Below are 23,319 nucleotides of genomic sequence, written 5' to 3' on the forward strand. Positions count from 1 at the left end.
TTGGGGGGGTTTGGGGGGGGTGACGGAGGAATGGGGGGGGCTGGGGTTTTCTGGGGGGGTTTTTTGTTTGTCGGGGAGGGGGGGGTTTTGTCGTTGGGGTTTGGGGGAAAGGACCCGCAGCATCCGGCGGGCTGAGCCCCCCGTCAGCCCTCCTTCGGCGCCGCGGGGCCGTCGTCCGTCGTGTCGTCCGCGCCCTTGTTCGTGCCGTGCTCCGGGTCGTCGTCCGCGCCGCCCTCCGCGGCGTCGAAGATCTGCGCGAGCGCGGCGTCGAGGTCGGACTGCTCGTCCGCCTGGGCGGCGCGGCGGGAGAAGTATCCGGCGGGGTCGTCGAGGTCCGCGGTGCCCGGCAGCAGGTCGGGGTGCGCCCAGACGGCGTCGCGCGCCTCCGGACCGCCCTCGGCGAGGACGTGCGCGAAGAGCGCGGTCGCGTCACGGGAGCGACGGGGCCGCAGCTCGAGGCCGACCAGCGTGGCGAAAGTGTGCTCGGCGGGGCCGCCGGCCGCGCGCCGACGACGGATCATCTCGCGCAGCGGGTACGTGTGCGGCAGGTGGGGGAGGGCCGCGGTCGCGGCCACCTCCGTCACCCAGCCCTCGACGAGCGCGAGCGCCGTCTCGAGGCGCAGCAGCGTGGCCTCCTGCTCCGGGGTGTGCTGCAGCCCGAAGACGCCGCCGGTGAGGGCGCCGCGCAGGGCCTCCGGGTCGCTCGGGTCGATGTCGCGCACCTGCTGCTCGAGCACGTCGAGGTCGATGGTGATGCCGCGCGCGTACTGCTCGACCAGGCCGTGCAGGTGCGCGGCGAGCCACGGCACGTGCGTGAACAGGCGGGCGTGCGCGGCCTCGCGCAGCGCGAGGAACAGCCGCACCTCCTCGAGGGGCGCGTCCAGCCCGTCGGCGAACTTCGCGACGTTCGTGGGCAGGAGGACGGTGGCGGGCTCGGACAGCAGGGGGACGCCGACGTCGGTCGAGCCGAAGACCTCGCGCGAGAGCGTGCCCGCGGCCTGGCCCACCTGCATCCCGAAGACGGCCGAGCCGAGACGGCGCATCATCTGGGCGGGGTCGAGGCCGCCGCCCAGCGCGCCCGCGGGCAGGCCGGCGAGGCCGGGCACGTCGGGCATGCCGAGCGCGCCCGCGGCGCCGAGGTCGTCGGGGAGCTGGTCGCTCAGCACGGTCGCGAGCGCGTCGGCGACGGAGGCCGCGACGGGGGCGACCAACCGGTTCCACGCGGGCAAGGTGGCCTCCACCCACTCCGAGCGGCTCCAGGCGTGCGTGCGACCGCCGGCGGGCGGGAGGTCCGTCACGGCGTCGAGCCACAGCTCGGCCACGCCGAGGGCGTCGGTCGCGGCCTTGGCCTGGCCGCCCGTGAGCGAGGGGTCGCCCTCCGCGACGGCGACCTGACGGGCGATGTCGTGCGCGACGTCCGTGTTCACGGGGCCGTCGCCGGACGCCGACAGGAGGCGCTGCACCTGCGCCAGCACGTGCTGCATGGTCGCGGGGTCGGGCGTGCCCGCCCCTGGCATGCCGGCGAGGGCGGCGGGGTCGATGCCCTGCGCGCGCATCTGGTCGAGCACCTCGTCGGTGCGCTCGCCGAAGAAGCCCTCCAGCATCGAGCGCAGCATGCGCTCGCGCTCCTCGGCACCCTCGGGGTCGTCGGGAAGGTTGCTCATGAGGCTCCTCGCCTGGCTGCGGAACGGCTGCGAACGGTTGCGGGCGGCTGCGGGCGGACGGCGGCCGGGGCCGACCGCTTCACCGTAACCACCCAGGACGTCCGACCGGTGGCCGAGGTTCCGGTGGTTCGCTCTCGGCGCAGATCCCCCGGAGCCCCCTGACGTCCGAGGTCCGGGACCTGGCGCGGGGTCCAGGAACGTCGGCGATGATGTGCCCGTGACCTTCGACCGCGACATCCTCGCGCCCGACGACCCCTCGGCGGCCGGGGACGACCCCTTCGCCGCGCCGCGTGCGTCGCTGCGCAGCGTGACCCTGGGGGTGTCCCTCCTCGTCACGGCGCTGCTCGCCGCGGTCCTGCTCGTGCTGCCGACGCCGTATGCGATCCGGGCGCCGGGGCCCACCGAGGACACGCTGGGGCTGCAGGGCGTCGACGTCGAGGGCGCGGGGGAGGCCTCGAGCGGTGGCAAGAGCGCGACGGCGCAGCCCGTCGTCGAGATCGAGGGCGCCAAGACGTACGACGTCACGGGAGAGCTGCGGCTCACGACCGTGTCCGTGTACGGCGGCCCGGGCGGCGACGTGCTGCTGGGCGACGTGCTGTGGGGCTGGGGCTCGCGGGAGCGGTCCGTGCAGCCGGTCGAGTCGATCTTCCCGGAGCAGACCACGCAGAAGCAGCAGCAGGAGGTCGGGCAGGCGCAGATGGCCGGCTCCGAGTCCTCGGCCACCGTGGCGGCGCTGACCGAGATGGGGTACGAGGTGCCCGCGACGCTGACGATCGCGGGGGCCGCTCCGGGGTCGGGGGCCGACGGCGTCGTCGAGGCGGGCGACGTCGTGAAGAGCCTCGACGGCCACGAGGTCGTCACCCATCAGGACCTGCTGGCCGACCTCGACGACGTCGAGCCGGGCGACGACGTCGTCCTCGGCGTCGAGCGCGGCGGGAAGCCGACGGACCTCACGATCACGACGGCGAAGGGCGACGGCGGCCGGGCGGCGCTGGGGGTGTACCTCGACCCGTCCTACGACTACCCGGTGGACGTGACGATCCGGCCGGGCGACATCGGCGGCCCGAGCGCGGGGACGATGTTCGCGCTCGCGATCATCACCAAGATGACGCCCGAGGACGAGCTGCGGGGCGCGCGCGTGGCCGGCACGGGGACGATGAGCGTCGACGGCGAGGTCGGGCCCATCGGCGGCATCCGGCAGAAGCTGTTCGGCGCGCGCGACGCCGGGGCGGACTGGTTCCTGGCGCCCGCGGACAACTGCGACGAGGTCGTGGGCCACGTGCCGGACGGCCTGCACGTGGTGCGGATGGCGACGCTCGAGGACGCGCGCGCGGCGGTCGAGGCGATCGGTGCCGGGAAGGGCGCGGACCTGCCGACCTGCTCGTGACCGGCCCGTGAAGGGGCTGTCGCCCGCGGGGGGACGAAGCGTGGGAACCTGAGGGATGACAGGGACGTTCACACCAGACGTCCGCCCGTCCCGAGCACGAGTGAGGTGCCCGCACCGTGTCCTTCGCTGCCCCACCCCGTCGACGTCCCGGCGGTCCGCCCGCCAAGCGTCGCCGCAGCCCCCTGGCGATCACGCTCGTCGTGATCGCCGTGGTCGTCGTCGCGCTGCTGCTCCTCGCGCAGTTCTGGACCGAGGTGATGTGGTTCGACGCGCTCGGATTCGGCAACGTGATCTGGACGGAGTGGATCACCCGCGGGGTGCTGTTCGTCCTGGGCTTCCTGGTGATGGGCGGCGCGGTCTTCTCGTCGTTCGCCGTCGCGTACCGGGTGCGCCCGGTCTACGCGCCGTCGACCCCTGAGCAGGCGACCCTCGACCAGTACCGGGAGGCGATCGAGCCGCTGCGGCGGGTCGTGACGATCGCCGGGCCGGTGGTCGTCGGGTTCTTCGCCGGTGTGGCGGCGTCCGCGCAGTGGCGCAGCGTGCTGCTGGCGATCCACCCCGCGTCGTTCGGCACGAAGGACCCGCAGTTCGGCATCGACCTCGGGTTCTTCGTGTTCTCGCTGCCCGCGCTGAGGTTCGTCGTGAGCTTCCTCATGGCCGTGGTCATCATCGCGGGCATCGCCGCCCTGGTGACGCACTACCTCTACGGCGGGCTGCGCCTGGGCCCGGTGCCGCCGGGGACCCCGCGCACCACCCGGGCGTCGCGCGTGCACCTGGCGGTGCTCGGCGCAGTCCTCATGCTGGTCATCGCGGCAAACTACTGGCTCGACCGGTACTCGCTGCTGACGGCCACCAACGGGAGCACGACGAACGCCCGGTACAACGGCGCGTCCTACTCGGACGTGCACGCCGTCATCCCGTCGAAGGAGATCCTCACGGGCGTCGCGGTGCTCGTGGCGCTGCTGTTCGTCGTCGCCGCCGTGCGCGGCACGTGGCGCCTGCCCGCCATCGGCGTGGGCCTCATGGTGGTGTCCGCGATCGCGATCGGCGGGATCTACCCCGCCGTCGTGCAGCGCTTCCAGGTGAACCCGAACGCGCAGGAGCTCGAGGCCGACTACATCCAGCGCAACATCGACGCCACGCACGCGGCGTACGGCCTGGACAGCATCGAGACGCAGCCCTACGACGCGACGACGGAGGCGGAGGCCGGCGCCCTGCGCGCGGACGCCGAGACCACGGCGTCGGTGCGGCTCCTCGACCCGCAGATCGTCAGCCCGTCGTTCCGGCAGCTGCAGCAGAACAAGCAGTACTACAACTTCGCCGACACCCTCGCGGTGGACCGTTACGACATCGACGGCGAGTCCCGCGACACGGTGATCGCCGTCCGCGAGCTCAACCTCGGCGGGCTCGGCGACGGGCAGCGCAACTGGGTCAACGACCACACCGTGTTCACGCACGGCTACGGCGTGGTGGCCGCGTACGGCAACCAGCCCGGCCCGGACGGGCAGCCCGCGTTCTACGAGGGCGGCATCCCCACGCAGGGCGCGCTCACGGACAAGGGCTACGAGCCGCGCATCTACTTCAGCCCGTCCACCACGGAGTACTCCGTCGTGGGCGCGCCGGAGGACGCCAAGCCCTGGGAGCTCGACTACCAGGCCGACGACGAGCAGGGCGGCCAGCAGGTCAACACCACGTTCCCCACGCAGGACGTGACCGCGGGCCCGTCGATCGGCTCGTTCGGCAGCAAGCTGCTGTACGCGCTGAAGTTCGGGTCGCAGGAGATCCTGTTCTCCGACCGCGTGACCGACGAGTCGCAGATCCTGTACGACCGCGACCCGATGACGCGGATCCAGAAGGTCGCCCCCTGGCTGACACTCGACCAGGGCATGTACCCGGCCGTCGTCGACGGTCGCGTGAAGTGGATCGTCGACGCCTACACGACGTCGGACGCCTACCCGTACTCGACCAGCCGGCCGATGCAGGAGGCGACCGCCGACTCGCTGACCCTCGCGGCGCAGGGCGTCCCCGTGGAGATGCCGCAGGAGGTCAACTACATCCGCAACTCGGTGAAGGCGACGGTCGACGCCTACGACGGCTCCGTGACCCTGTACGCCTGGGACACCAGCGACCCGGTCCTCAAGGCCTGGTCGGACGTCTTCCCGACGTCGGTGAAGCCGCTGTCGGAGATCTCGGGCGACCTGATGAGCCACATCCGCTACCCCGAGGACATGTTCAAGGTGCAGCGGACGCTCCTCACCCAGTACCACGTGGACGACGCCGGCCAGTTCTTCTCCGGCCAGGACTTCTGGGCCAACCCGGAGGACCCGGTCGCGAACACGAAGGCGCCCGCGGCGAAGCAGCCGCCGTACTACCTGTCGCTGCAGATGCCCGGGCAGAAGGACTCGGCGTTCTCGTTGACGAGCACCTTCATCCCCGGCGGCAACACCGACCGCGAGATCCTCACCGGGTATCTCGCTGCCGACGGCGATGCGGGCTCGACGGCGGGCAAGGTGGCGGACGGCTACGGCGAGCTGAGGCTGCTGGAGCTGCCCCGTGACTCGACCGTGCCCGGTCCCGGCCAGGTCCAGAACAACTTCGACTCCAACCCGACGATCTCCGAGCAGCTCAACATCCTGGAGCGCGGCTCGTCGAACGTCGTGCGCGGCAACCAGCTGACCCTTCCGGTGGGCGGCGGCCTGCTCTACGTGCAGCCCGTCTACATCCAGTCCGCCGGCGGCACGCAGTTCCCGCTGCTGCGCCGGGTGCTGGTGGCGTTCGGCGACCAGACCGGTTACGCGGAGACGCTGGACGAGGCGCTGGACCAGGTGTTCGGCGGCGACTCCGGCGCGAACGCCGGCGACGCGTCGGGAGAGGCCGAGTCCGAGGTGCCGACGGCGCCGGTCGAGGGCGGGGGCGACGGCTCGACCGAGCCCTCCACGGAGCCGAGCACGGAGCCGTCCACGGAGCCGACCCCGACCGGCACGCCGTCGGGCGACGCGCAGGCACGGCTCAACTCCGCCCTCCAGGACGCGAACAAGGCGATGACCGACAGCGACAAGGCGCTCAAGGCCGGCGACTTCACCGCCTACGGCGAGGCGCAGGACCGCCTGCAGAAGGCGATCGAGGACGCCGTCGCGGCGGAGAAGGAGATCGAGTCCGCCGGCTGACGGCCGGAGGGAGCACGAGCGGGGTCGTCGGTCCACGGACCGACGGCCCCGCGCCGTTCCCGGGGAGGGACGTGGTGTGACCTGAGTCCCATCTGCCCGATTCGATTTGGTCCCTGTCCGGGGATGCCGTAATGTTCAGGGAGTCGACGCGGGGTGGAGCAGCTCGGTAGCTCGCTGGGCTCATAACCCAGAGGTCGCAGGTTCAAATCCTGCCCCCGCTACCACGGGATGTCGTCGACATCCACGAAGGCCCCGACCGGGATCCGGTCGGGGCCTTCGTCATGTCCGGGTATCGGCGCTCGGCGCGGTCTGCTCGGTGCGAAGAGTTCTTCGCATTTCTTGCGAAGAGTTCTTCGCATCCCTACGGTGCCGGTATGGATCACGACGACGAGGTCCCCGGGCCGGCGACCGAGGTCGGCACCGCCCAGCTCCGCGTGCTGGCCCATCCGATGCGCCTCGCCTTTCTGCGGCGGCTCCGGACGGAGGGGCCGAGCACCGCCCGGGCGCTCGGACGCGAGCTCGGCGTGGACTCGGGCGCGGCGAGCTACCACCTGCGCCGCCTGGCCGAGGGCGGCCTGATCGTGGAGGAGCCGGGGCTCGGCACGCGACGGGAGCGATGGTGGCGGGCCGTCACCGACTCCGTGCAGTTCGACCCCGCGGCCCACGAGGACGACCTGTCGCGCGAGTACGTCCGGTCGGCGCTCGTCGCGCTGGCCGACGACCTCCACGGCCTCGCGGCCGCCGTCCCGGCGGCGTCGGCGAAGTGGCTCGAGCGGGCGGCCTTCGTGGACGACCGCCTGCGCATCGACGACTCGACCGCCGACCAGCTCCGGTCGGACCTGCTCGCCCTCCTCGCGCGCTACCGAGCCAGGTCGGCGAACGCGGACACGGCCGCCGAGGGTGCGCAGCCGGTCGCGCCGACGATCGTCCAGGTGCAGCTGTACCGGCAGCCATGAGCGGCTCCGAGGGCTGGCGGGGGAACGCGGCGCGCTGGGTGGTGGCGTACACCGCCGCCGTCGTCGGCGACGTCAGCTACTTCCTGGTTCTCACCTGGGCGGCCGCCGAGGCCGGCGGGCCGCGCACCTCGGGCCTCGTCCTGGCGCTCGGTGCCGTGCCGCGCGCGTTGCTGATGCTGCTCGGGGGCGTGCTCGCGGACCGGGTCGAGCCGCGCCGCATCGCGATCGCCACGGACGGCGCGCGGACGCTGCTCCTCCTCCTGGCCACCGGCGCGGCGTCCTGGTTCGGGCTCGTGCCCTGGTGGCTGGCAGTGCTCGCCGTCGCGTTCGGGGTGGTCGACGCGTGCTTCATCCCGGCGGTCGGCGCCATGCCGGTGCGGCTCGTGCCCCCCGAGGCTCTCCCGCGGCTCCAGGCCTGGCGGCTGACCGGGCTGCGCGCCGGCAACGCCGTCGGCCCGGCGCTCGGCGCGGGGCTGGTGGTGCTCGGGGTCCCCGCCGCGCTCGCCTCGGTCTCGGTGCTGTTCGCCCTCTCCGTGGTGCTGCTGCTCACGGTGCGCAGCAGCGACGACGCGGTGCGGCTCGCGGCGGGCGGCTCGCCCGAGGCCCCCCTGCGGCTCTCGCAGCTCCGGCGGCACGGTCTGCTCCCGCTGGTGGTCGGCACGGCGCTCTCGGAGCTGCCCTTCTCCGGGCCGGTCGCGATCGGCGTCGTGCTGCTTGCCCAGGAGCGGGGGTGGTCCGTCGCCGCCGCCGGCACCGTGCTCGCCGCCTTCAGCGTCGGGGGGATCGTGGTGAGCGTGCTGCTCGCGGCCCTCCCGGTCGCGTCGCCGGGGCGCGCCACGACGCTCGTCGCGGCCGGGGCGACCGCGCCGCTGCTGGTGGTGCTCGGGACCACCCCGGACGCCGCGCGCGCGATCGTCGCGGGCGCACTGCTCGGGGTGACCACGGGAACGGTCATGGTGAGCTGCCACGGGCGGATCCAGCAGTCCACGCCGCCCGGTCTGCTGGGGCGGGTCACCGCCCTCCTCTCGCTGGCGACGCTCGGGCTGAGCCCGCTCACGTACGGCGCCGTCGGCATCGTCGCCGGCGTCTGGGGCGTCGGGGCGTTCTTCGCGCTCGCAGCGGGCGTCATGGTGCTGGCGGGCGTGGTGCTGGCCGGCGCGCCCCTCGCACGGCCGGGCGGGGACCGGACGTCCGTCCTAAGGTCGGAAGGAACCCACACCTCGCACGAGGGCGACGTCCGCGTGGAGCCGACGCGCGGTCGCCCGCGGCGGACCGGAGGGAGCTGACCATGCCTCGACGAGACGCAGGCCCCAGCGTGAAGGACAAGGAGCTGTACGAGGAGCTCCGCGACGAGGGCAACAGCAAGGAGAAGTCCGCGCGGATCGCGAACGCCGCCGCGGCACGCGGCCGCGGGAAGGTTGGCAAGAAGGGTGGCGAGTCGGGCTCCTACGACGACTGGACGGTGGCCGACCTCCGCAAGCGGGCCGCGGAGATCGGCATCGAGGGCCGGTCGTCGATGCGCAAGAGCGAGCTGATCGACGCGCTGCGCTCCCACTGAGCGAGGAGGCTCGCGGCGTCCCGGGCCCTGTGGATAGCCGCCGGGTCGGAAGCGAGGTCGCCGCTACGTTCGGGGTGCCGGCGGGACGCGTCGGCACCCGAACCCAGGAGCGCGAGATGCCCGAGCAGCACGCCGTCGACCTGTCCGCGCCCGAGCACCACGCCTCGCCGCCCGCCACACCGCCCGCCCCGCTGCGCGCCCCCGTCGACCCTGGTCGGCTGCGGACGCGGGCGGTCTGGGCGGTCGTCGTGGCCGCCTCCGGGATCGTGGTGGCCCTCCCCTTCGCCGGGGTCGTCGCGCTGCCCCTGGCGCACACCGCGCACGTCGACGCGCGAGGGACCGGCCCCTACGGCGACGTGACGCGGCGGCTGGCGGTCGTCGCGATCGTGCTCGCGTGGCTCGCGAACGTGGTGACGGCGCTGGCCATCCTGGCCGTCGGCTTCATGACCTACATGGCCTGGACGTACGCCGAGTCGCTCGGGACGCCGTACTGATCGCCCGACGCCCCGTACCGACGGGACGGACCGGGCACGGCGGCCGTGCTGCCTGGCCCCTCGCGTCGGCGCATGATGGGAGGACCGGGCTCGGGCGGCGGGCGGACGACGGCGCGAGGAGGCGGCGATGAGGGCGACGGTGGGCGACCGGATCGTGGTGGCGTCCGGGGTGGTCGGAGGGGCCGTGCGCGACGGGATCGTGATCGCGTGCCCGCACGGGGACGGCTCGCCGCCGTTCCAGGTGCGCTGGTCGGACACGGGGGAGGAGACGCTGGTCTTCCCCGGGGCCGACACGCTCGTGCAGCACGACGGCGGTGGCGCCGAGCCGGTGCGGCCTCCGCGGCCGGAGCCGGCGCGGGCGCTGTCCTGGGACGTGCGGGTGACCCTCGTGGAGTCCTCGGGGAGCACGACGGCCGAGGCGATGCTGACCCCCGGGCCGGACGTGGGGTCGCTGCGCGCCGTCGGGCATGCGCGCAAGGACCCGGGCGACACGGAGATCCCGGTGATCGGGGACGAGGTGGCGGCAGCCCGCGCGCTGCGGCGGCTCGCGGACGCGCTGCTCGGGCAGGCGGAGCAGGACATCTCGGCGCAGACGGGCCACCGGGCGCACGTGCATCCCTGACCGGTGCGGGTCAGGCGAGCTCGGCCCGCCGGCGCAGCAGGTGGTCGCGCTCGGGGGCGTGGTCGCACAGGGCGAGGGCCGCGTCGTAGGCGTGGCGCGCGCCGTCGAGGTCTCCGACGCGCCGCAGCAGCTCGGCGCGCAGCGACGGCAGGCGGTGCCCGGGCAGCGCCACCCCGGAGAGGGCGTCGAGGCCGGCCCGCGGCCCGGCGACCTCCGCGACGGCGACCGCGCGGTTGAGCCGCACCACCGGGGTGTCGGTCAGGGCGAGCAGCTCGTCGTACCGGGCCAGGATGCGGTCCCACGCGGTGGCGTCGGCGGAGGGGGCGATCGCGTGCTCGGCGGCCACCAGCGCCTGGAGCAGGTACGGCGCCGGGGGCGCGGCGGCGAGCGGCGCCAGGAGGTCCACGGCCTCGGCGATCTCGTCCTGGTGCCACCGGCCGCGGTCCTGGTCGGGCAGCGGCACGGGCGCGCCGTCGTCGACCCGTGCGTCGCGCCGTGAGTGCTGCAGGAGCACGAGGGCGAGCAGCGCGTCGAGCTCCGTCGAGCGGTCGGGGTCGCCGTCCGGGGGCACGACGTCCCGCAGGACCCGGACCAGCCGGACGGCCTCTCCGGCGAGCTCGGCGCGCACGACGGCGTCGCCCGTGGCCGGCGCGTAGCCGGCCGTGAAGGCGAGGTAGGCGACGTCCGCCGCGACGGCGAGCCGCTCCTCGAGCTCCGCGCCGTGCGGCAGGGCGAACCGCTCCCCGGCGAGCTTCTTGCGGGCCCGGGTGAGCCGGGCGGCCATCGTCGGCGTCGACTGCAGGAACAGCCGGGCGACGTCGGCGGTCGGCACGCCGAGCACCAGCCGCAGGCTCAGCGCGGACGCCGCCTCCCGCGACAGGCGAGGGTGCGCGCACAGGAGCACCAGGCGGAGCCGCTCGTCGGCGAGGGGCTCGCCAGCGTCCGCCATGACGCGGCGGGCCCGCGCGGCGAGGTCGGCCTCCACCTCCAGCAGCGGCATCGACCGGGCCAGGACCTGCTCGGAGCGGAGCCGGTCGAGGACCCGGCGACGGGCCGCCGTGAGCAGCCAGGCGGCGCCGTTCGCCGGAGTCCCGTCGTGCGGCCAGGTGCGGGCCGCCGCCTCGAACGCGTCGGCGAGACCGTCCTCCGCCAGGTCCAGGCGGCGGAACCGCGCGACGAGCAGGGCCAGCAGGCGGCCCCACTCGTCGCGCATGAGCGTCGTGAGCCGCGCCGAGGCGTCCGCCTCGGGCGAGATCACGGCAGGTGCGCCCTCACGCGTCGCCCTCGCCGTGGTCGACGACGGCCCGCACCTCGACGGTGCCGTCCGCACCGTCGTCGCCGGGGCCCGCCAGGATGGCGCAGACCTGCAGCAGGTCGTCGAGGTCGTCGGACTCGACCAGGTAGAACCCGGTCAGCTGCTCGGCCGTCTCGGCGTAGGGACCGTCCGTGACGACGACCCGGCCGCCGGCGTCACGACTGACCTTCTTGGCGGTGCGGGAGTGGGTGAGCTCGGCGCCGCCGGCCACGGTGTGCCCGCGCTCGGCGAGCGTCCGGGCGAACTCCTCGTGCCGCCCGTAGATCGCGGCGCGCTCCTCGGCGCTGGCCCGCTCGAAGGTGTCCTCGACGCCCGGCAGCAGTACGGCGTAGGTGGTCATGGTCCCATCGTCCTTCCTCGTGGTGTGACGTACACCTGGATGACGCGCGGGGCCGGGACGGATCGACAACCGGGGCAGCTCGAGTCCCCGGGGAAGATCGACAACCTGGCGCGGGTTGTCCTGTTCCGACCGCCATGCCGCCGGCACGCGCCGTCGGCATAGGGTCGACGACGGCGCGACCCGCCGCGTCCCCGCCCCTCGGAAAGGCCCACCCGTGCGCACCTCCCGCCCCGTTCTCGCGCTCGCCCTCGCGTCCGCCGCCACGCTCGCGCTCGCCGGCTGCTCGTCGTCGGACGGCGGCGGCGACGGCGCGCCCGCGGCGTCCGGCAGCGCGACCGACTGCCCGCCCGAGGGCATGAAGACCCTCACGGACGGCACCCTGACCGTCGGCGCGAGCGACCCCTTCGAGCCCTGGTACGTGGGGGAGCCGAACAGCGGGAAGGGCTTCGAGTCCGCGCTCGTGTACGCCGTCGCGGACGAGCTGGGCTTCGCGAAGGACGACGTCGAGTGGACGTCCGTCACCTTCGAGCAGATCATCAGCCCGGCCGTGAAGCCGTTCGACGTCGCGGCCTACCAGACGACGATCACCGACGAGCGCAAGGCTGCCGTCGACTTCTCCAGCCCGTACCTCACGAGCCGCCAGGGCGTCATCGTGGCGGACGAGGGCGAGTTCTCCGACGCCGCGAGCCTGGCCGACCTCAAGGGCGCGAAGATCGGCGTCACCGCCTCGCAGACGTCGCTCGCGGTCGCGGACGCCGCGTGGGGCGACGACGTCGAGGTGACGCCGTTCAACGCCGCAGGCGACGGGATGACCGCCCTGAGCTCGGGCACGATCGACGCGATGGTGATGGACGTCGACCAGGGCGTCGCCGCCACGACCGTCTACTTCCCGGACACGCACGTCGTCGGCTCCCTCCCGCCCGTCGGCGAGCCGGAGCAGCTCGGGCTGGTGCTCGACAAGGGGTCGTCGCTGACCGCGTGCGTGTCGGCCGCCGTCGACACGCTCGAGGAGAACGGCACCCTCGACGAGCTGCGGACCGCGTGGCTCAAGTCGGACGACGTCCCCGAGCTCTCCTGACCCCCGCGTGAGCGACCCCACGACCTCCCCGGCGACCACGCCCGCCGACGGCTGGCGGCCGTCGGACCGGGCGCGCGCCCGCGCGGCCTACCGGCGCGCCCAGCACCGCCGGGCGCTCCTCGTGGCCGGGGTCGCGACCGTCCTGGTGCTCGCCGCCGTCGTCTACGTCGTGACGACCGCCCCCGGCTGGGAGCGGGCGCGCGAGGCGTTCTTCTCGCCCGAGCGGGCGTGGGAGGTGCTGCCCGAGGTCGCGGCGGGCCTGTGGCTCAACCTGCGGGTGTGGGTGGTGGCGAGCGTCGTCGCGCTCGTCGTCGGGCTGCTGCTGGCGGTCGTGCGGACATCCCGGGTGCCCGCCCTGTTCCCGCTGCGGATCCTCGCCGTCGGGTACGTGGACGTGTTCCGCGGCGTGCCGCTGCTGCTGGTGCTGCTGCTGGTCGGCTTCGGGCTGCCCGCCCTGCGCCTGCCGTGGCTGCCGGTGAGCGCCGCGTTCCTCGGCGGGCTGTCGATCGTCGTCTGCTACACCGCGTACCTCGCGGAGATCTTCCGCGCCGGCATCGAGGCGGTGCACCCGTCGCAGGTCGCCGCCGCCCGGTCGCTGGGCCTGACGCGCGGGCAGGCGGCGCGGCGCGTCGTGCTGCCGCAGGCGGTCCGCAACGTCGCCGCGCCGGTCGCGAGCATGCTGGTGTCGCTGCAGAAGGACTCCGGCCTCATCTCGATCCTCGGCGCCGTCGACGCGATCCGCGCCGCGCAGATCGCCACCACCGGGGACTACAACTTCACGCCGTACGTGGTGGCGGGTCTGCTGTTCCTCGCGATCTCGATCCCGCTCACCCGGCTGGTCGACGCGTGGTCCGCGCGCCAGGGGTGGCGCGGCGAGCTGCGTGGCGTCGCCGGGGCGGGGGTGGTCCGATGAGCGCCGTCGTGCCGGGCGCGCCCCTGCTGTCGCTGCGCGGCGTCCGCAAGTCGTTCGGCACCGGTGACGCGCGCAAGGTGGTGCTCGACGGGGTCGACCTGGACGTCGCCGCGGGGTCGTGCGTCGTCGTCGTGGGCTCGTCGGGGTCCGGCAAGTCCACGCTGCTGCGCGTGGTCGACCTGCTCGAGGAGGTCGACGACGGGCAGGTGCTGCTCGACGGCCTCGACGTCGCCGACCCGTGGGTGGACGCCGACGCGGTGCGCGCCCGCCTCGCCATGGTGTTCCAGCAGTACAACCTGTTCCCGCACCTGCGCGTGCTCGACAACGTGACCCTGGCGCCGCGCGTCGTGCACCGGGTGCCGCGCCGGGAGGCCGAGGCGGCAGCCCTCGAGATGCTCGAGCGCGTGGGCCTCGCGGACAAGGCCCGCGCCTACCCGGACCAGCTGTCCGGCGGGCAGCAGCAGCGCGCCGCCATCGCCCGCGCCCTCGTCAGCGGCCCGGAGCTGCTGCTGCTCGACGAGGTGACCTCCGCCCTCGACCCCGAGCTGGTCGGGGAGGTGCTCGACCTCCTGCTGTCCCTGCGCGCCGAGGGCGTGGCCGGCCGCCCCACGACCATGCTCGTCGCGACCCACGAGATGGGCTTCGCGCGCGAGGTTGCCGACGAGGTCGTCTTCCTGCACGACGGGCGCGTGCACGAGCGCGGCACGCCCGAGCAGGTGCTCGGCGACCCGCAGCAGGAGCGCACGCGCGAGTTCCTGCGCCGCCTGCGCTGACGTCAGCTCCGCAGCGGCGCGGTGGCACCTGCACGGTCGACGAGGACGGCGAGCTGCTCGCGCGCGGTGAGGCCCAGCTTCGCCGTCGCCCTGCCGAGGTGCGCCTTCACGGTGGACTCGGAGAGGTAGAGGCGCTCGCCGATCTCCCGGTTCGACAGGCCGTGCGGGAGGTACGACGAGATCTCCAGCTCGCGGGCGGTGAGCCGGGCGAGCGCGTCCCGGGCCTCCGTCCGGCGGGAGTCGAGGCTCTGGCTGCCGCTCAGGTGCCGGATCACCGCGCCCGCGGACGCGTGGTCGAGGGCGCCGGCCCCGGCGGCGACCTCCCGGACGTGGCCGGCGATGTGCTCGGGCTCGTCGTCCTTGCTGAGGAATCCCTGCGCGCCCGCGGCCAGCGCCGCCACCACCGTCTCGTCCGTGCCGAACGACGTCAGCGCGATGACCGCCGGGGGCCGCGGGCGGCGGCGCAGCTCCCGGATCGCCTCCAGCCCGCCCGTGCGCCGCATGGTCAGGTCCATCAGCACCACGTCGGGCCGGTGCTCCGCGACGGCGGCCACCACCTCGTCGCCGTCCGAGGCCTCGCCGACGACGTCGATGTCCTGCGCGGTCAGCACCGTGGCCAGGAGCCGCCGCACCATCGGGTCGTCGTCGACGACGAGGACGCGCGTCACCTGCGGGATGGTAGCCCGGGGCTCCCGCGCTCGCCGGGGGACGCCCTGGTCACGCCCCGCGCGGGACCCACGGGAAGCGCGCCCGCACGACGAACGACCCGTCCTCGGGCCCGGCGAAGAGCGTGCCGCCCACGGCGGCGGCACGCTCCCGCATCCCGAGCAGCCCGGTGCCGGTGCCGGGCACGCCGGGGCCGCGGGGTGGCGTGCGGTCCAGCGGGTTGGTCACGAGGATGTCGACGCCCTGCTCCGGGGAGGCCGTCACGCGGACGTCGACGGGGGCTCCCGCCGCGTGCTTGCGCGCGTTCGTCACCGCCTCCTGCACCACGCGGAACGTCGCGCGCACGAGAACCGGCGCCGCCTTCTCGCCGTCGGACACCGCCACGGCCGTCGTCATGCCGGGGACCTCGCCGGCCATCCGCTCGAGCAGGGGCGCCGCGTCGTCGAGGGTCGCACCGGGGAACCCCGTCACCGTCTCACCCGACCGCAGCGTCGTCACCAGGGACCGCAGCTCCGCGATCGCCCGCTGGGCCGACGCGCGCATCTCGCGCGCGGCGTGCACCGCCTCCGGGTCGTCGGCACTCGTGACCTCGAGCGCCGACGCCTGCAGCGAGACCGCCGCCATGTGGTGCGCCACCGTGTCGTGCACCTCGCGGGCGACGAGCCGCCGCTCGTCCTCACGACGCACACGGTCGCGCAGGACCGCCGTCGCCGAGGCCTGCGCCTCCTGCTCCTCCCGTGCCCGCTCGGCCGCGACCCGCGCCCGCCGGACGAGGCCTGCGGCGACCGAGGCGCCGAGGAGGCCGAGCCCGACGACGACGTATGCCGCCACGGTCGGATCGGTGGACAGCACGCGGGTCTGCTCGTCGATCGTGACGAGCACCTGCGCGGCGTGCTCGCGCGTGCCGTCCCGGATCAGCGCCGCGGAGGTCGCCGCCGCCGTCGCCCCGGATGCCACCAGGCAGGTGCGTCTCGTGGCGCGGGCCAGCACCCACGGCAGTGCGAGCAGCGCCGCCGACGCGTCCAGGGGGAGCAGGACCGAGCAGGCGCACGCGCCGAGGCAGACGGCGAGCGGGAACCGCCGCCGCAGCACCAGGAGGCCCGCCAGGACGATCCCCACGAGCGCGCTCACGACGTAGAGGGCCGGGTGCAGGGCGCTGGCGGGCGCGGCCGCGTGGGATGCGAAGCCCACCGCGGTCAGGGCGCTCGCGGCGGAGACCACGACGGCGACGACCGTGCCGGCGACCGACGCCCAGCGCAGGACGGCGGAGCGGTCAGGTATCTCGCGGGTGCTCGGAGCATCCGTCGCTCGAGCGAACATGCATCGACAGTACGGCTCCGGCGCGCTTCGAGTCCGGCCGAGGCATGAGAGGTACCCGATCGGGTCATGGGGACTGCCCGATCGGGCGATGCCCTGCGGCCGCGACCGGAGCGAACCTGGGAACAGCTCGAACGCAGCATGCGTACCGACCACCAGGAGCAGCGATGACCGACCAGTTCCCGCCCCCCGCTCAGCCGACCGACCCCTCGCCCGAGCAGCCGCCCAGCCAGGCCGAGCTCAACCGGCGTGCCCGTGAGGCGAAGGCCACGGCCAAGGCCAACAAGAACTGGTTCGCGCGGCACAAGGTCCTGACCGGTGTCGGCGTCATCGCCGCCGTCAGCATCGCGGGCACGGCCATCGGCGGTGGCGGTGACGAGGACCCTGCGACCGCCGAGGCCCCGGCGGCCGCGGCGGTGGAAGCGACCGATGTCGGCGACGACCTGACCGCGGAGACGGCTGACGAGAACACCGTCGAGGACGCGGACGTCGAGGAGCCGTCCACGGAGCAGGCTGCCGAGGAGAAGACCGCGAAGGAGCCCGCCACGAAGGAGCCCGCCACGAAGGAGGTCGCGGACGGGCCCACCGTGGCACAGCAGAACGCGCTCGAGTCCGCGCAGTCCTACCTCGAGTACTCCGGCTTCTCCAAGCAGGGCCTGCTGGACCAGCTGACGTCCGAGTACGGCGACGGCTTCGAGACCGCCGACGCCACGTGGGCGATCAAGCACGTCGACGCCGACTGGAAGGCCGAGGCGGTCGAGTCCGCCGAGTCGTACCTGGAGTACGACTCGTTCTCCCGGTCCGGCCTGATCGACCAGCTGTCGAGCGAGTACGGCGACCAGTACACCCGCGCCCAGGCCGAGTACGCGGCCGACCAGGTGGGTCTCTGACGCCGTCTCCGCGCCTCGTCGGCGGCGCAGCCGCGGACCCGGGCCCCATCTCCCGAACGAAGGAACACAGTGAGCAACTCGACGCCGCCGCCCGGCTGGTATCCAGACCCGCAGAACCCGCAGTCGTCCCGCTGGTGGGACGGGCGAGCATGGGGCCCGTCAGCTCCGCCGGCCGCACCCACGACGCAGGCGGTTCCGACCCACCCCGCCGTCGTGCTGGGGACGGGCGTCTTCGTCCTCGCGATCGCCTCCCTGGTGTTCTTCTGGATCCCCGTCCTGGGCCTTCTGCTGGCTGCCGGAGCCGTCGCCTGGTCGATCGTCTCTCTGACGAGAAACCTGCGGACGTGGAAGGTCGTCAGCGCCACGGTGATCTCGTCCGTCGCGCTCGCCCTCGGCGTGGGGTTCACGGCGTCGACCGTCGGCGGCAACGATAACGGTGCAACCCCGTCGGTCGCGTCCAGCTCGACAACCGACGAGGGCGCGTCCGACGCCGCGTCGGAACCGGAGCCGTCCGATGCTTCACCCGCGGACGACCCGGACGAGTCGACACCGCCCGCTTCGCCGTCGGACAAGACCGAGAGCGAGAGGGCGTCGAGCGACGACACGAAGGCCGCGACGCCGGATCCTGCCGCGCAGTACGGCGAGCAGCCGCGGTCGGAACGAGAGTTCGTCACGATCGTCACCGACGGGTTCGCCGCGTTCGACAAGGCGGACACCGACCTCCAGCAGTCCGAGGCGATCCGCAAGCGCAATGCGAAGATCTGCGACGCGGTCGGCACGGCGGCCGACGACTGGACAGGCGTCGTCACCGACGTCGGCGCGAACGGCGAGGGCAAGGCGTGGGTCGAGATCGAGGTGGCGCCGAACATCACGGTGCAGACGTGGAACAACGCGCTCTCCGACACCTTCGACGACACTCTCATCCCGCCGGGGTCGTCGATGTTCGACAACCTGGTCGCCATGAAATCGGGCGACAAGGTGACGTTCTCCGGTGAGTTCGTCCGTGACGACGACGCGTGCGTGCAGACGACGAACATCACCCAGCATTTCAGTGGTGTCGATCCTCAGTTCCTCATGCGCTTCACCGCGGTCGGCGGGCGCTGAGGGTCTGCCTGCGCCGCGTGCTCGTTCCCCGGTCGCGCCGAACACCGCGCGGCCGGGGGAGCCGGTTTCGTTAAGGTGCCTGGAAACGGGCCGCCACCTGGCCTCGTGGTCACCATCGCTCGGAGGTCAGGGCATGCAGGGCACGTCGATCGGGTTCGTCGGCACGGGTCCGATGGGGGCGCCGATGGCGCGGAACCTGCTGACGGCGGGGTTCGACGTCGCGCTGTGGAACCGCACGTCGTCGAAGGCCGCGGCGGTCGCCGAGGGTGAGCCGCGCGCGACGGTCGCGGCGACGCCCGCGGAGGTGGCGCGGCCGGTGGTGGTCGCGATGCTCCCGGACCTGCCGCAGGTGCGCGACACCGTCGATCGCCCGGACGGGCTGCGCGCGGGGTGGGCGGCGGCCGGCGTCGTCGACCCGGTGCTCGTGGTGATGAGCACGGTGAGCCCGGTGGAGGTCACCGCCTGGGCGGGGGAACTCGCGGCTGACGGCATCCGGCTGGTCGACGCGCCCGTGAGCGGCGGCGTCGAGGGCGCGGTGGCGCGCAGCCTGAGCATCATGGTGGGCGGCGCGGACGAGGACGTCGCGGCCGTCCGGCGCGTGCTCGACGCGATGGGCACCACGGTGCGTCACCTGGGCCCGGTGGGTGCGGGGTCGCTCACCAAGACGTGCAATCAGATCATCGTCGGCGGCACGCTCAACGCGCTCGCCGAGGCGGTCGCCATCGCGCGCGCGGGCGGGCTCGACCTCGGGACGGTCCTCGAGGTGCTGGGCGGGGGCCTGGCGGGTTCGCGCCTCCTCGCCGACAAGGGTCGCCGCTACCTCAGCGGCGACTACTCGCACGGCGGCGCCTGCCGCACCCAGCTCAAGGACCTCGAGTTCGGCCTCGCCGCGGGAGAGGCGCTCGGCGTCGACACCGCCCTGACCCGCGTCGCGCGCGACCGCTACCAGCAGATGGTCGACCGCGGTGACGCGGAGCTCGACCACAGCGCCGTCATCCGCGTCGTCGTCTGAGGCCGTCCGGTCGTCGACACCGCCCGGTCGTTGCGCCAGGGCGCATGCGGTGGCCGTATCACTGCCGGTCCTGCGACCCTCCGAAGGTAGGTGGAGGGGACGACGATGAAGCGACTGGTGCTGTGCTGCGACGGGACGTGGAGCCACGCGGTGAACCCGCAGGTCTCCAACATCGAGAAGCTCGCGCGGTCCGTGCTGCGTTCCGGAGGGAGCCGGGAGCCGGACGTCGAGCAGATCGTCGGGTACGTGGCGGGCGTCGGCGCCCGCGGCTACCTGGCGGACCAGCTCCTGGGCGGGGCGTTCGGGTACGGGTTCACGCGCAACGTCGTGGACGGCTACCGGTTCCTGGCCATGAACTACGAGCGCGGCGACGAGATCGTGGTGCTCGGGTACTCGCGCGGCGCGTACACGGCGCGCAGCGTCGTCGGGATGCTGTCCCAGGTGGGGCTGCTGACCCCGGAGGCGACCGACGACGGGCTCCTGCACGAGGCTGAGCGGGTGTACCGCCTCAAGCCGCCGTCGCCACGCCGCGTGGCGTGGGCCGAGCGCACGACGGCGCGGGCGAAGCCCGGCTCCTGGCGGTACCGCAGGGCGGCGGCCGTGCTGGGTCGCGGCGGCGAGGTCGCGGCGGAGAAGGCGCGGTTCCGCGCCGCGCACGGCATCGAGGTGCCGGTGCGGTTCCTCGGCGTCTTCGACACCGTCGGCGCGCTCGGCGTGCCAGGCCCGTCGCGGCGCAAGAACCGCTTCCACGACGTGTCGCTGTCTCCGGCCGTCGCGACGGCCCGGCAGGCGCTGGCGATCGACGAGCGGCGGCTGACGTTCGCCCCCTGCCTGTGGACGGTGCCCGACGGCGACCCGCCCGAGCGCGTGCAGCAGGTGTGGTTCCCCGGCACGCACGGCGACGTCGGCGGCGGGGGAGCGCGCTGCGGCCTGTCCGACATGGCGCTGCAGTGGATGGCGGACGAGATGCGGGCCGTGGGCGTCCAGTTCGACGAGCGCCGCCTGGCGCGCCAGCTGACCCCGAAGGCCGAGCTGATCCTGGCGCAGTCGCCCCCGTGGCCCTTCCGCATCCTCAACGCGGTCAAGCGCACCTGGCCGCGGTACGGGACGGTCGACGGGCGGGTCGTGTTCCGCCGCGGCCTGCGGGTCCTGGCGCTGCCTGCGGCGACGTCGACGGCGTCGACGCTGCCCGCGATCGCCGGCCCGGCCGGCGGCGTCGCCTCCGCGTGGCGCGACGGCGTGCGGCTCGCGGACACGGTGCTGCGGCACGTGCTGCGGGACGGCTACGCAGCCCTCGCGCCGAACCTCGGCTGGTGGATGGCGGAGGCCGGCGGCGTGGAACGGCTCCCCGTGGAGCGGGTGGACGCCGCGCGGGGCGACATGCGGCACCTGGTGGTCCCCGGCGAGGACGACCCCGCCACGGAGCGTGGGCCGCGCGCCCTCACGGCGGGTCGGTGAGGCGGCCGGATCGCGGCGTCGCCGTCAGGCGTCGTAGGCGTCCTTGACGACGAGGACGGGCACGGAGGCGTCGAGCAGCACCCGCTGCGTCGTCGTGCCGATGAGAAACGTGCCGGCGCTCGAGCGCTTGCGCGAGCCCAGCACGACGAGCGTCGCGCCGGACTGGTCGGCCGCGTCGAGGATCGCGTCGGCGGGCTCGGTGCCGGGGGACCGGCGGGTGACGGACTGGACCTCGACGCCCTGCGGCGCCTCCTCGAGGAGGCTCTCGAGCGGGTCGCCGTCGACGGGGTCGTCGGAGCGGGCCAGGTGCACGACGTGCAGGGCGAGGCCCCTGCGGGCAGCCTCCGCGATCGCCGTCCGGACGGCCGCCTCACCGTGCGGCGAGGGGTTGTAGGCCACGAGCACCGTCATGCGCACACTCTCGCACATGGAGGGAACCCTCCGCCGGTCCGGGCCGTTGTCCCCACGACCCGACGAAGGAGCTCCCGCCATGCAGTGTCCGCATGACCAGTCCGTCCTCGTGATGACCGAGCGCAAGGGCGTCGAGATCGACTACTGCCCCCAGTGCCGCGGCGTGTGGCTCGACCGGGGCGAGCTCGACAAGATCATCGACCGCTCGATGGAGGCCGAGATCGCCGCCGAGGCCGGGTCGCCGATGCCGCCCGCGGAGCCCGCCTACGGCGGCCCTGCCGCGTCCCCTTACCCGCCGCGGTACGACGACCGCGCCCCCGACCCCCGCGGCTACGACGACAGGCGATACGACGACCGCCGGGACGACCGCCGGGACGACCGCCGCTACGACGAGCAGCGTCGCGACGACCGCGGATACGACCCGCGCTACCGCAAGCGCAAGAAGAAGGAGTCCTGGCTCGAGGACCTGTTCGACTTCTGACGCGCCGGCCGGCGAGCCGCGGCCCGGGCGGGCGCCGCCTCAGGAGGCGAGCTGCTCGCGGATCTGCCGCTTGGCGCGGGTGAGCATGCCGGCCATGCCGTTGAGGCGCAGCGGGCTCACCGCCCGGGTGAGGCCGATCATGAGGGGAAAGTCGTCGGGCACGTCCAGCACCTGCTGCGGCGTGAGCCCGGACAGCCCCTGGGCGAGGATCGACGCGAACCCCCGAGTGGTGGGCGCCTCCTGCGGTGCGGTGGCGTAGAAGTGCACGACGTCGCCGTCGACCTCGGCGAACGCGCGCACGGGGGACTGGCACTCCTCGACGCGCTCCAGCAGGCCCGGCGCGCTCTCGTACCGGGCGGGCAGGCCCGGCAGCTCGCGCGAGAACTCCAGCAGGAGCTGCAGCCGCTCGCGCTCGGGCAGGGCGAGGAAGTCCTCCCGGATCTCGGACAGCGACTCGGGCAGGGCGGCGGCGTCGGTCATGGTTCCAGTCTCTCTCGGTGCGGGGAGGTGCCGTCGCCGACGACGTAGTCCGAGACGGCGCGAGGTAGTCGCGTTCCCGCCGAGGTAGTGGACCAGACCACTACCTCGGCGAGATCGGGACTACCTCGGCGGGATCGGGACTACCTCGCGGGTCAGGCGGCCTGCTGCTGCTTGACGCTCGCGGGGACCTCGCCCGGCTCGGCGCCCGCGACGATCGGGACGCGCACGGCGTTGCCCCACTCGGTCCACGAGCCGTCGTAGTTGCGCACGTCGTCGATGCCGAGCAGGTAGCGCAGCGCGAACCAGGTGTGGCTGGAGCGCTCGCCGATGCGGCAGTACGTGATCACGGAGTCGCCCTCGGTCAGGCCGAGGCCGCCCTCCTGGTAGATCGCCTCGAGCTCGGCGCGGGTCTTGTACGTGCCGTCCTCGGCGACCGCGGTGGCCCAGGGGACGTTGCGCGCGGACGGGATGTGGCCGCCGCGCAGCACGCCCTCCTCCGGGTAGTCCGGGATGTGCAGGCGCTCGCCGGAGAACTCCTGCGGGGAGCGGATGTCGACCAGCGGCCCGTTGCCGAGGTGGGCGAGCACGTCCTCCTTGAAGGCGCGGAACGTCGTGTCGTCGCGCTCCACGACGGGGTAGATGCCCGGGACGGGGGAGGGGACGTCGGCGGTGAGCTCGCGCCCCTCGGCGACCCACAGGTTGCGGCCGCCGTCGAGCAGGCGGACGTCCTCGTGCCCGAACAGGGTGAACACCCATGCCGTGTACGCGGCCCACCAGTTGTTCTTGTCGCCGTACAGCACGATGGTCGTGTCGCGAGAGATGCCGCGGGACGCGAGCAGGTCGGCGAAGCCCGCGCCGTCGAGGTAGTCGCGCTCGACCGGCTGCAGCAGGTCGGTGTGCCAGTCGATCTTCACCGCGCCGGGGATGTGGCCCGTCTCGTAGAGCAGGACGTCCTCGTCGGACTCCACGACCACCAGGCCCGGGGTGTCGAGGTTCTCGGCGAGCCACGCCGTCGTGACGAGGCGCTCGGGGTGCGCGTACTCGGCGAGGCGCGGCGTCGGGTCGGTGGGTGCGGGCATGGCTTCCTCCATCTGGGGCGGCGTCGGAGCGGCGTCCGGACGCCGGCGGGTGCGGTGGTCCGTGGCCACTCTAGGAACAGCGCGACCAGCGGCGACAGCCCATGTCCAGAATGTGGGACCACGATGCGAGACGCCCCCCTGCATCACGAGAAGA

23 protein-coding genes and 1 tRNA gene are annotated in these 23,319 nt (G+C 73.9%); 16 read left to right on the forward strand and 8 right to left on the reverse strand.

Annotation, left to right across the window (positions count from 1 at the left end; translation table 11 throughout):
- Nucleotides 1-143: 143 nt before the first annotated feature.
- Nucleotides 144-1,664 carry a zinc-dependent metalloprotease gene (locus ACWF41_RS11085; protein WP_380319922.1) on the reverse strand — a complete coding sequence of 507 codons (1,521 nt, stop codon included), beginning with the start codon at nucleotides 1,662-1,664 and terminating at the stop codon, nucleotides 144-146.
- Nucleotides 1,665-1,881: 217 nt separating this feature from the next.
- On the opposite strand from ACWF41_RS11085, the gene ACWF41_RS11090 reads away from it, so the two are divergent.
- The 8 genes from ACWF41_RS11090 to ACWF41_RS11125 all read left to right on the forward strand — a co-directional run bounded on the left by ACWF41_RS11090 (nucleotide 1,882) and on the right by ACWF41_RS11125 (nucleotide 9,848).
- Nucleotides 1,882-3,051: a YlbL family protein gene (locus ACWF41_RS11090; RefSeq protein WP_380319925.1), complete on the forward strand. Its 1,170-nt coding sequence runs from the start codon at nucleotides 1,882-1,884 to the stop codon at nucleotides 3,049-3,051.
- Between the two features lie 116 nt (nucleotides 3,052-3,167).
- Entirely contained in the window at nucleotides 3,168-6,218 is a 3,051-nt protein-coding gene (locus ACWF41_RS11095) for a UPF0182 family membrane protein (RefSeq protein ID WP_380319928.1), read from the forward strand.
- Nucleotides 6,219-6,365: 147 nt separating this feature from the next.
- Nucleotides 6,366-6,442 (forward strand) — tRNA-Met (locus tag ACWF41_RS11100).
- A gap of 150 nt (nucleotides 6,443-6,592) precedes the next feature.
- Complete coding sequence (locus tag ACWF41_RS11105; protein ID WP_380319931.1) at nucleotides 6,593-7,174, forward strand: helix-turn-helix domain-containing protein; 582 nt, start codon at nucleotides 6,593-6,595, stop codon at nucleotides 7,172-7,174.
- Nucleotides 7,171-8,460: an MFS transporter gene (locus tag ACWF41_RS11110; protein WP_380319934.1), complete on the forward strand. Its 1,290-nt coding sequence runs from the start codon at nucleotides 7,171-7,173 to the stop codon at nucleotides 8,458-8,460. The genes ACWF41_RS11105 and ACWF41_RS11110 overlap by 4 nt, the downstream gene beginning before the upstream one ends.
- A 2-nt stretch (nucleotides 8,461-8,462) precedes the next feature.
- Entirely contained in the window at nucleotides 8,463-8,732 is a 270-nt protein-coding gene (locus ACWF41_RS11115; protein WP_380319937.1) for a DUF7218 family protein, read from the forward strand.
- Nucleotides 8,733-8,848: 116 nt separating this feature from the next.
- Nucleotides 8,849-9,226: a hypothetical protein gene (locus ACWF41_RS11120; RefSeq protein WP_380319940.1), complete on the forward strand. Its 378-nt coding sequence runs from the start codon at nucleotides 8,849-8,851 to the stop codon at nucleotides 9,224-9,226.
- 127 nt (nucleotides 9,227-9,353) lie between these two features.
- The gene (locus ACWF41_RS11125) at nucleotides 9,354-9,848 is read left to right on the forward strand and encodes a dsRBD fold-containing protein (protein WP_380319943.1); all 495 of its coding nucleotides are present in this window, start codon (nucleotides 9,354-9,356) and stop codon (nucleotides 9,846-9,848) included.
- Nucleotides 9,849-9,858: 10 nt separating this feature from the next.
- Here the strand turns inward: ACWF41_RS11125 and ACWF41_RS11130 are convergent, their stop codons facing one another.
- Together ACWF41_RS11130 and ACWF41_RS11135 are read right to left on the reverse strand one after the other, a co-directional pair.
- Nucleotides 9,859-11,106, reverse strand: a complete 1,248-nt coding sequence (locus ACWF41_RS11130) for an RNA polymerase sigma factor (RefSeq protein WP_380319946.1) — start codon at nucleotides 11,104-11,106, stop codon at nucleotides 9,859-9,861.
- Nucleotides 11,107-11,119: 13 nt separating this feature from the next.
- Nucleotides 11,120-11,503 (reverse strand): YciI family protein, encoded by a 384-nt coding sequence (locus ACWF41_RS11135; RefSeq protein ID WP_380319949.1) that lies wholly within the window; start codon nucleotides 11,501-11,503, stop codon nucleotides 11,120-11,122.
- A gap of 214 nt (nucleotides 11,504-11,717) precedes the next feature.
- Here ACWF41_RS11135 and ACWF41_RS11140 point away from each other — a divergent pair, with 214 nt between their 5' ends.
- Genes ACWF41_RS11140 through ACWF41_RS11150 form a run of 3 tightly spaced genes read left to right on the forward strand, consistent with a single transcriptional unit; the run spans nucleotide 11,718 to nucleotide 14,267 of the window.
- Entirely contained in the window at nucleotides 11,718-12,581 is an 864-nt protein-coding gene (locus ACWF41_RS11140; protein ID WP_380319952.1) for an ABC transporter substrate-binding protein, read from the forward strand.
- A 7-nt stretch (nucleotides 12,582-12,588) separates the two neighbouring features.
- On the forward strand, nucleotides 12,589-13,494 hold the full coding sequence (locus ACWF41_RS11145; protein WP_380319954.1) for an ABC transporter permease subunit: 906 nt from the start codon (nucleotides 12,589-12,591) through the stop codon (nucleotides 13,492-13,494).
- A complete protein-coding gene (locus tag ACWF41_RS11150; RefSeq protein ID WP_380319957.1) occupies nucleotides 13,491-14,267 on the forward strand; it encodes an amino acid ABC transporter ATP-binding protein in 777 nt (258 codons plus the stop codon). The genes ACWF41_RS11145 and ACWF41_RS11150 overlap by 4 nt, the downstream gene beginning before the upstream one ends.
- 2 nt (nucleotides 14,268-14,269) lie before the next feature.
- Here the strand turns inward: ACWF41_RS11150 and ACWF41_RS11155 are convergent, their stop codons facing one another.
- On the reverse strand, nucleotides 14,270-14,935 hold the full coding sequence (locus tag ACWF41_RS11155) for a response regulator (RefSeq protein ID WP_380319960.1): 666 nt from the start codon (nucleotides 14,933-14,935) through the stop codon (nucleotides 14,270-14,272).
- 49 nt (nucleotides 14,936-14,984) lie between these two features.
- Nucleotides 14,985-16,253, reverse strand: coding sequence for a sensor histidine kinase (locus ACWF41_RS11160; protein ID WP_380319963.1), 1,269 nt, complete (start codon nucleotides 16,251-16,253; stop codon nucleotides 14,985-14,987).
- Between the two features lie 164 nt (nucleotides 16,254-16,417).
- Here ACWF41_RS11160 and ACWF41_RS11165 point away from each other — a divergent pair, with 164 nt between their 5' ends.
- From ACWF41_RS11165 to ACWF41_RS11180, 4 genes are all read left to right on the forward strand, one after another.
- Nucleotides 16,418-17,140 carry an Ltp family lipoprotein gene (locus ACWF41_RS11165; protein ID WP_380319966.1) on the forward strand — a complete coding sequence of 241 codons (723 nt, stop codon included), beginning with the start codon at nucleotides 16,418-16,420 and terminating at the stop codon, nucleotides 17,138-17,140.
- 69 nt (nucleotides 17,141-17,209) lie between these two features.
- Nucleotides 17,210-18,244, forward strand: coding sequence for a DUF2510 domain-containing protein (locus tag ACWF41_RS11170; protein WP_380319969.1), 1,035 nt, complete (start codon nucleotides 17,210-17,212; stop codon nucleotides 18,242-18,244).
- A gap of 133 nt (nucleotides 18,245-18,377) precedes the next feature.
- Nucleotides 18,378-19,256 (forward strand): NAD(P)-dependent oxidoreductase, encoded by an 879-nt coding sequence (locus tag ACWF41_RS11175; protein ID WP_380319972.1) that lies wholly within the window; start codon nucleotides 18,378-18,380, stop codon nucleotides 19,254-19,256.
- Nucleotides 19,257-19,361: 105 nt separating this feature from the next.
- A complete protein-coding gene (locus ACWF41_RS11180; RefSeq protein ID WP_380319975.1) occupies nucleotides 19,362-20,714 on the forward strand; it encodes a DUF2235 domain-containing protein in 1,353 nt (450 codons plus the stop codon).
- Between the two features lie 24 nt (nucleotides 20,715-20,738).
- Here ACWF41_RS11180 and ACWF41_RS11185 read toward each other — a convergent pair whose 3' ends face one another.
- On the reverse strand, nucleotides 20,739-21,125 hold the full coding sequence (locus tag ACWF41_RS11185; RefSeq protein WP_380319978.1) for a universal stress protein: 387 nt from the start codon (nucleotides 21,123-21,125) through the stop codon (nucleotides 20,739-20,741).
- A gap of 79 nt (nucleotides 21,126-21,204) precedes the next feature.
- Here ACWF41_RS11185 and ACWF41_RS11190 point away from each other — a divergent pair, with 79 nt between their 5' ends.
- Entirely contained in the window at nucleotides 21,205-21,606 is a 402-nt protein-coding gene (locus ACWF41_RS11190; RefSeq protein WP_380319981.1) for a TFIIB-type zinc ribbon-containing protein, read from the forward strand.
- A gap of 39 nt (nucleotides 21,607-21,645) precedes the next feature.
- On the opposite strand, the gene ACWF41_RS11195 is transcribed toward ACWF41_RS11190, so the two are convergent.
- Entirely contained in the window at nucleotides 21,646-22,086 is a 441-nt protein-coding gene (locus ACWF41_RS11195) for a SufE family protein (protein WP_380319984.1), read from the reverse strand.
- A gap of 152 nt (nucleotides 22,087-22,238) precedes the next feature.
- Nucleotides 22,239-23,165 (reverse strand): sulfurtransferase, encoded by a 927-nt coding sequence (locus ACWF41_RS11200; protein ID WP_380319987.1) that lies wholly within the window; start codon nucleotides 23,163-23,165, stop codon nucleotides 22,239-22,241.
- Nucleotides 23,166-23,319 lie beyond the last annotated feature (154 nt).

This window comes from Isoptericola sp. NPDC055063 (genome assembly GCF_053608125.1).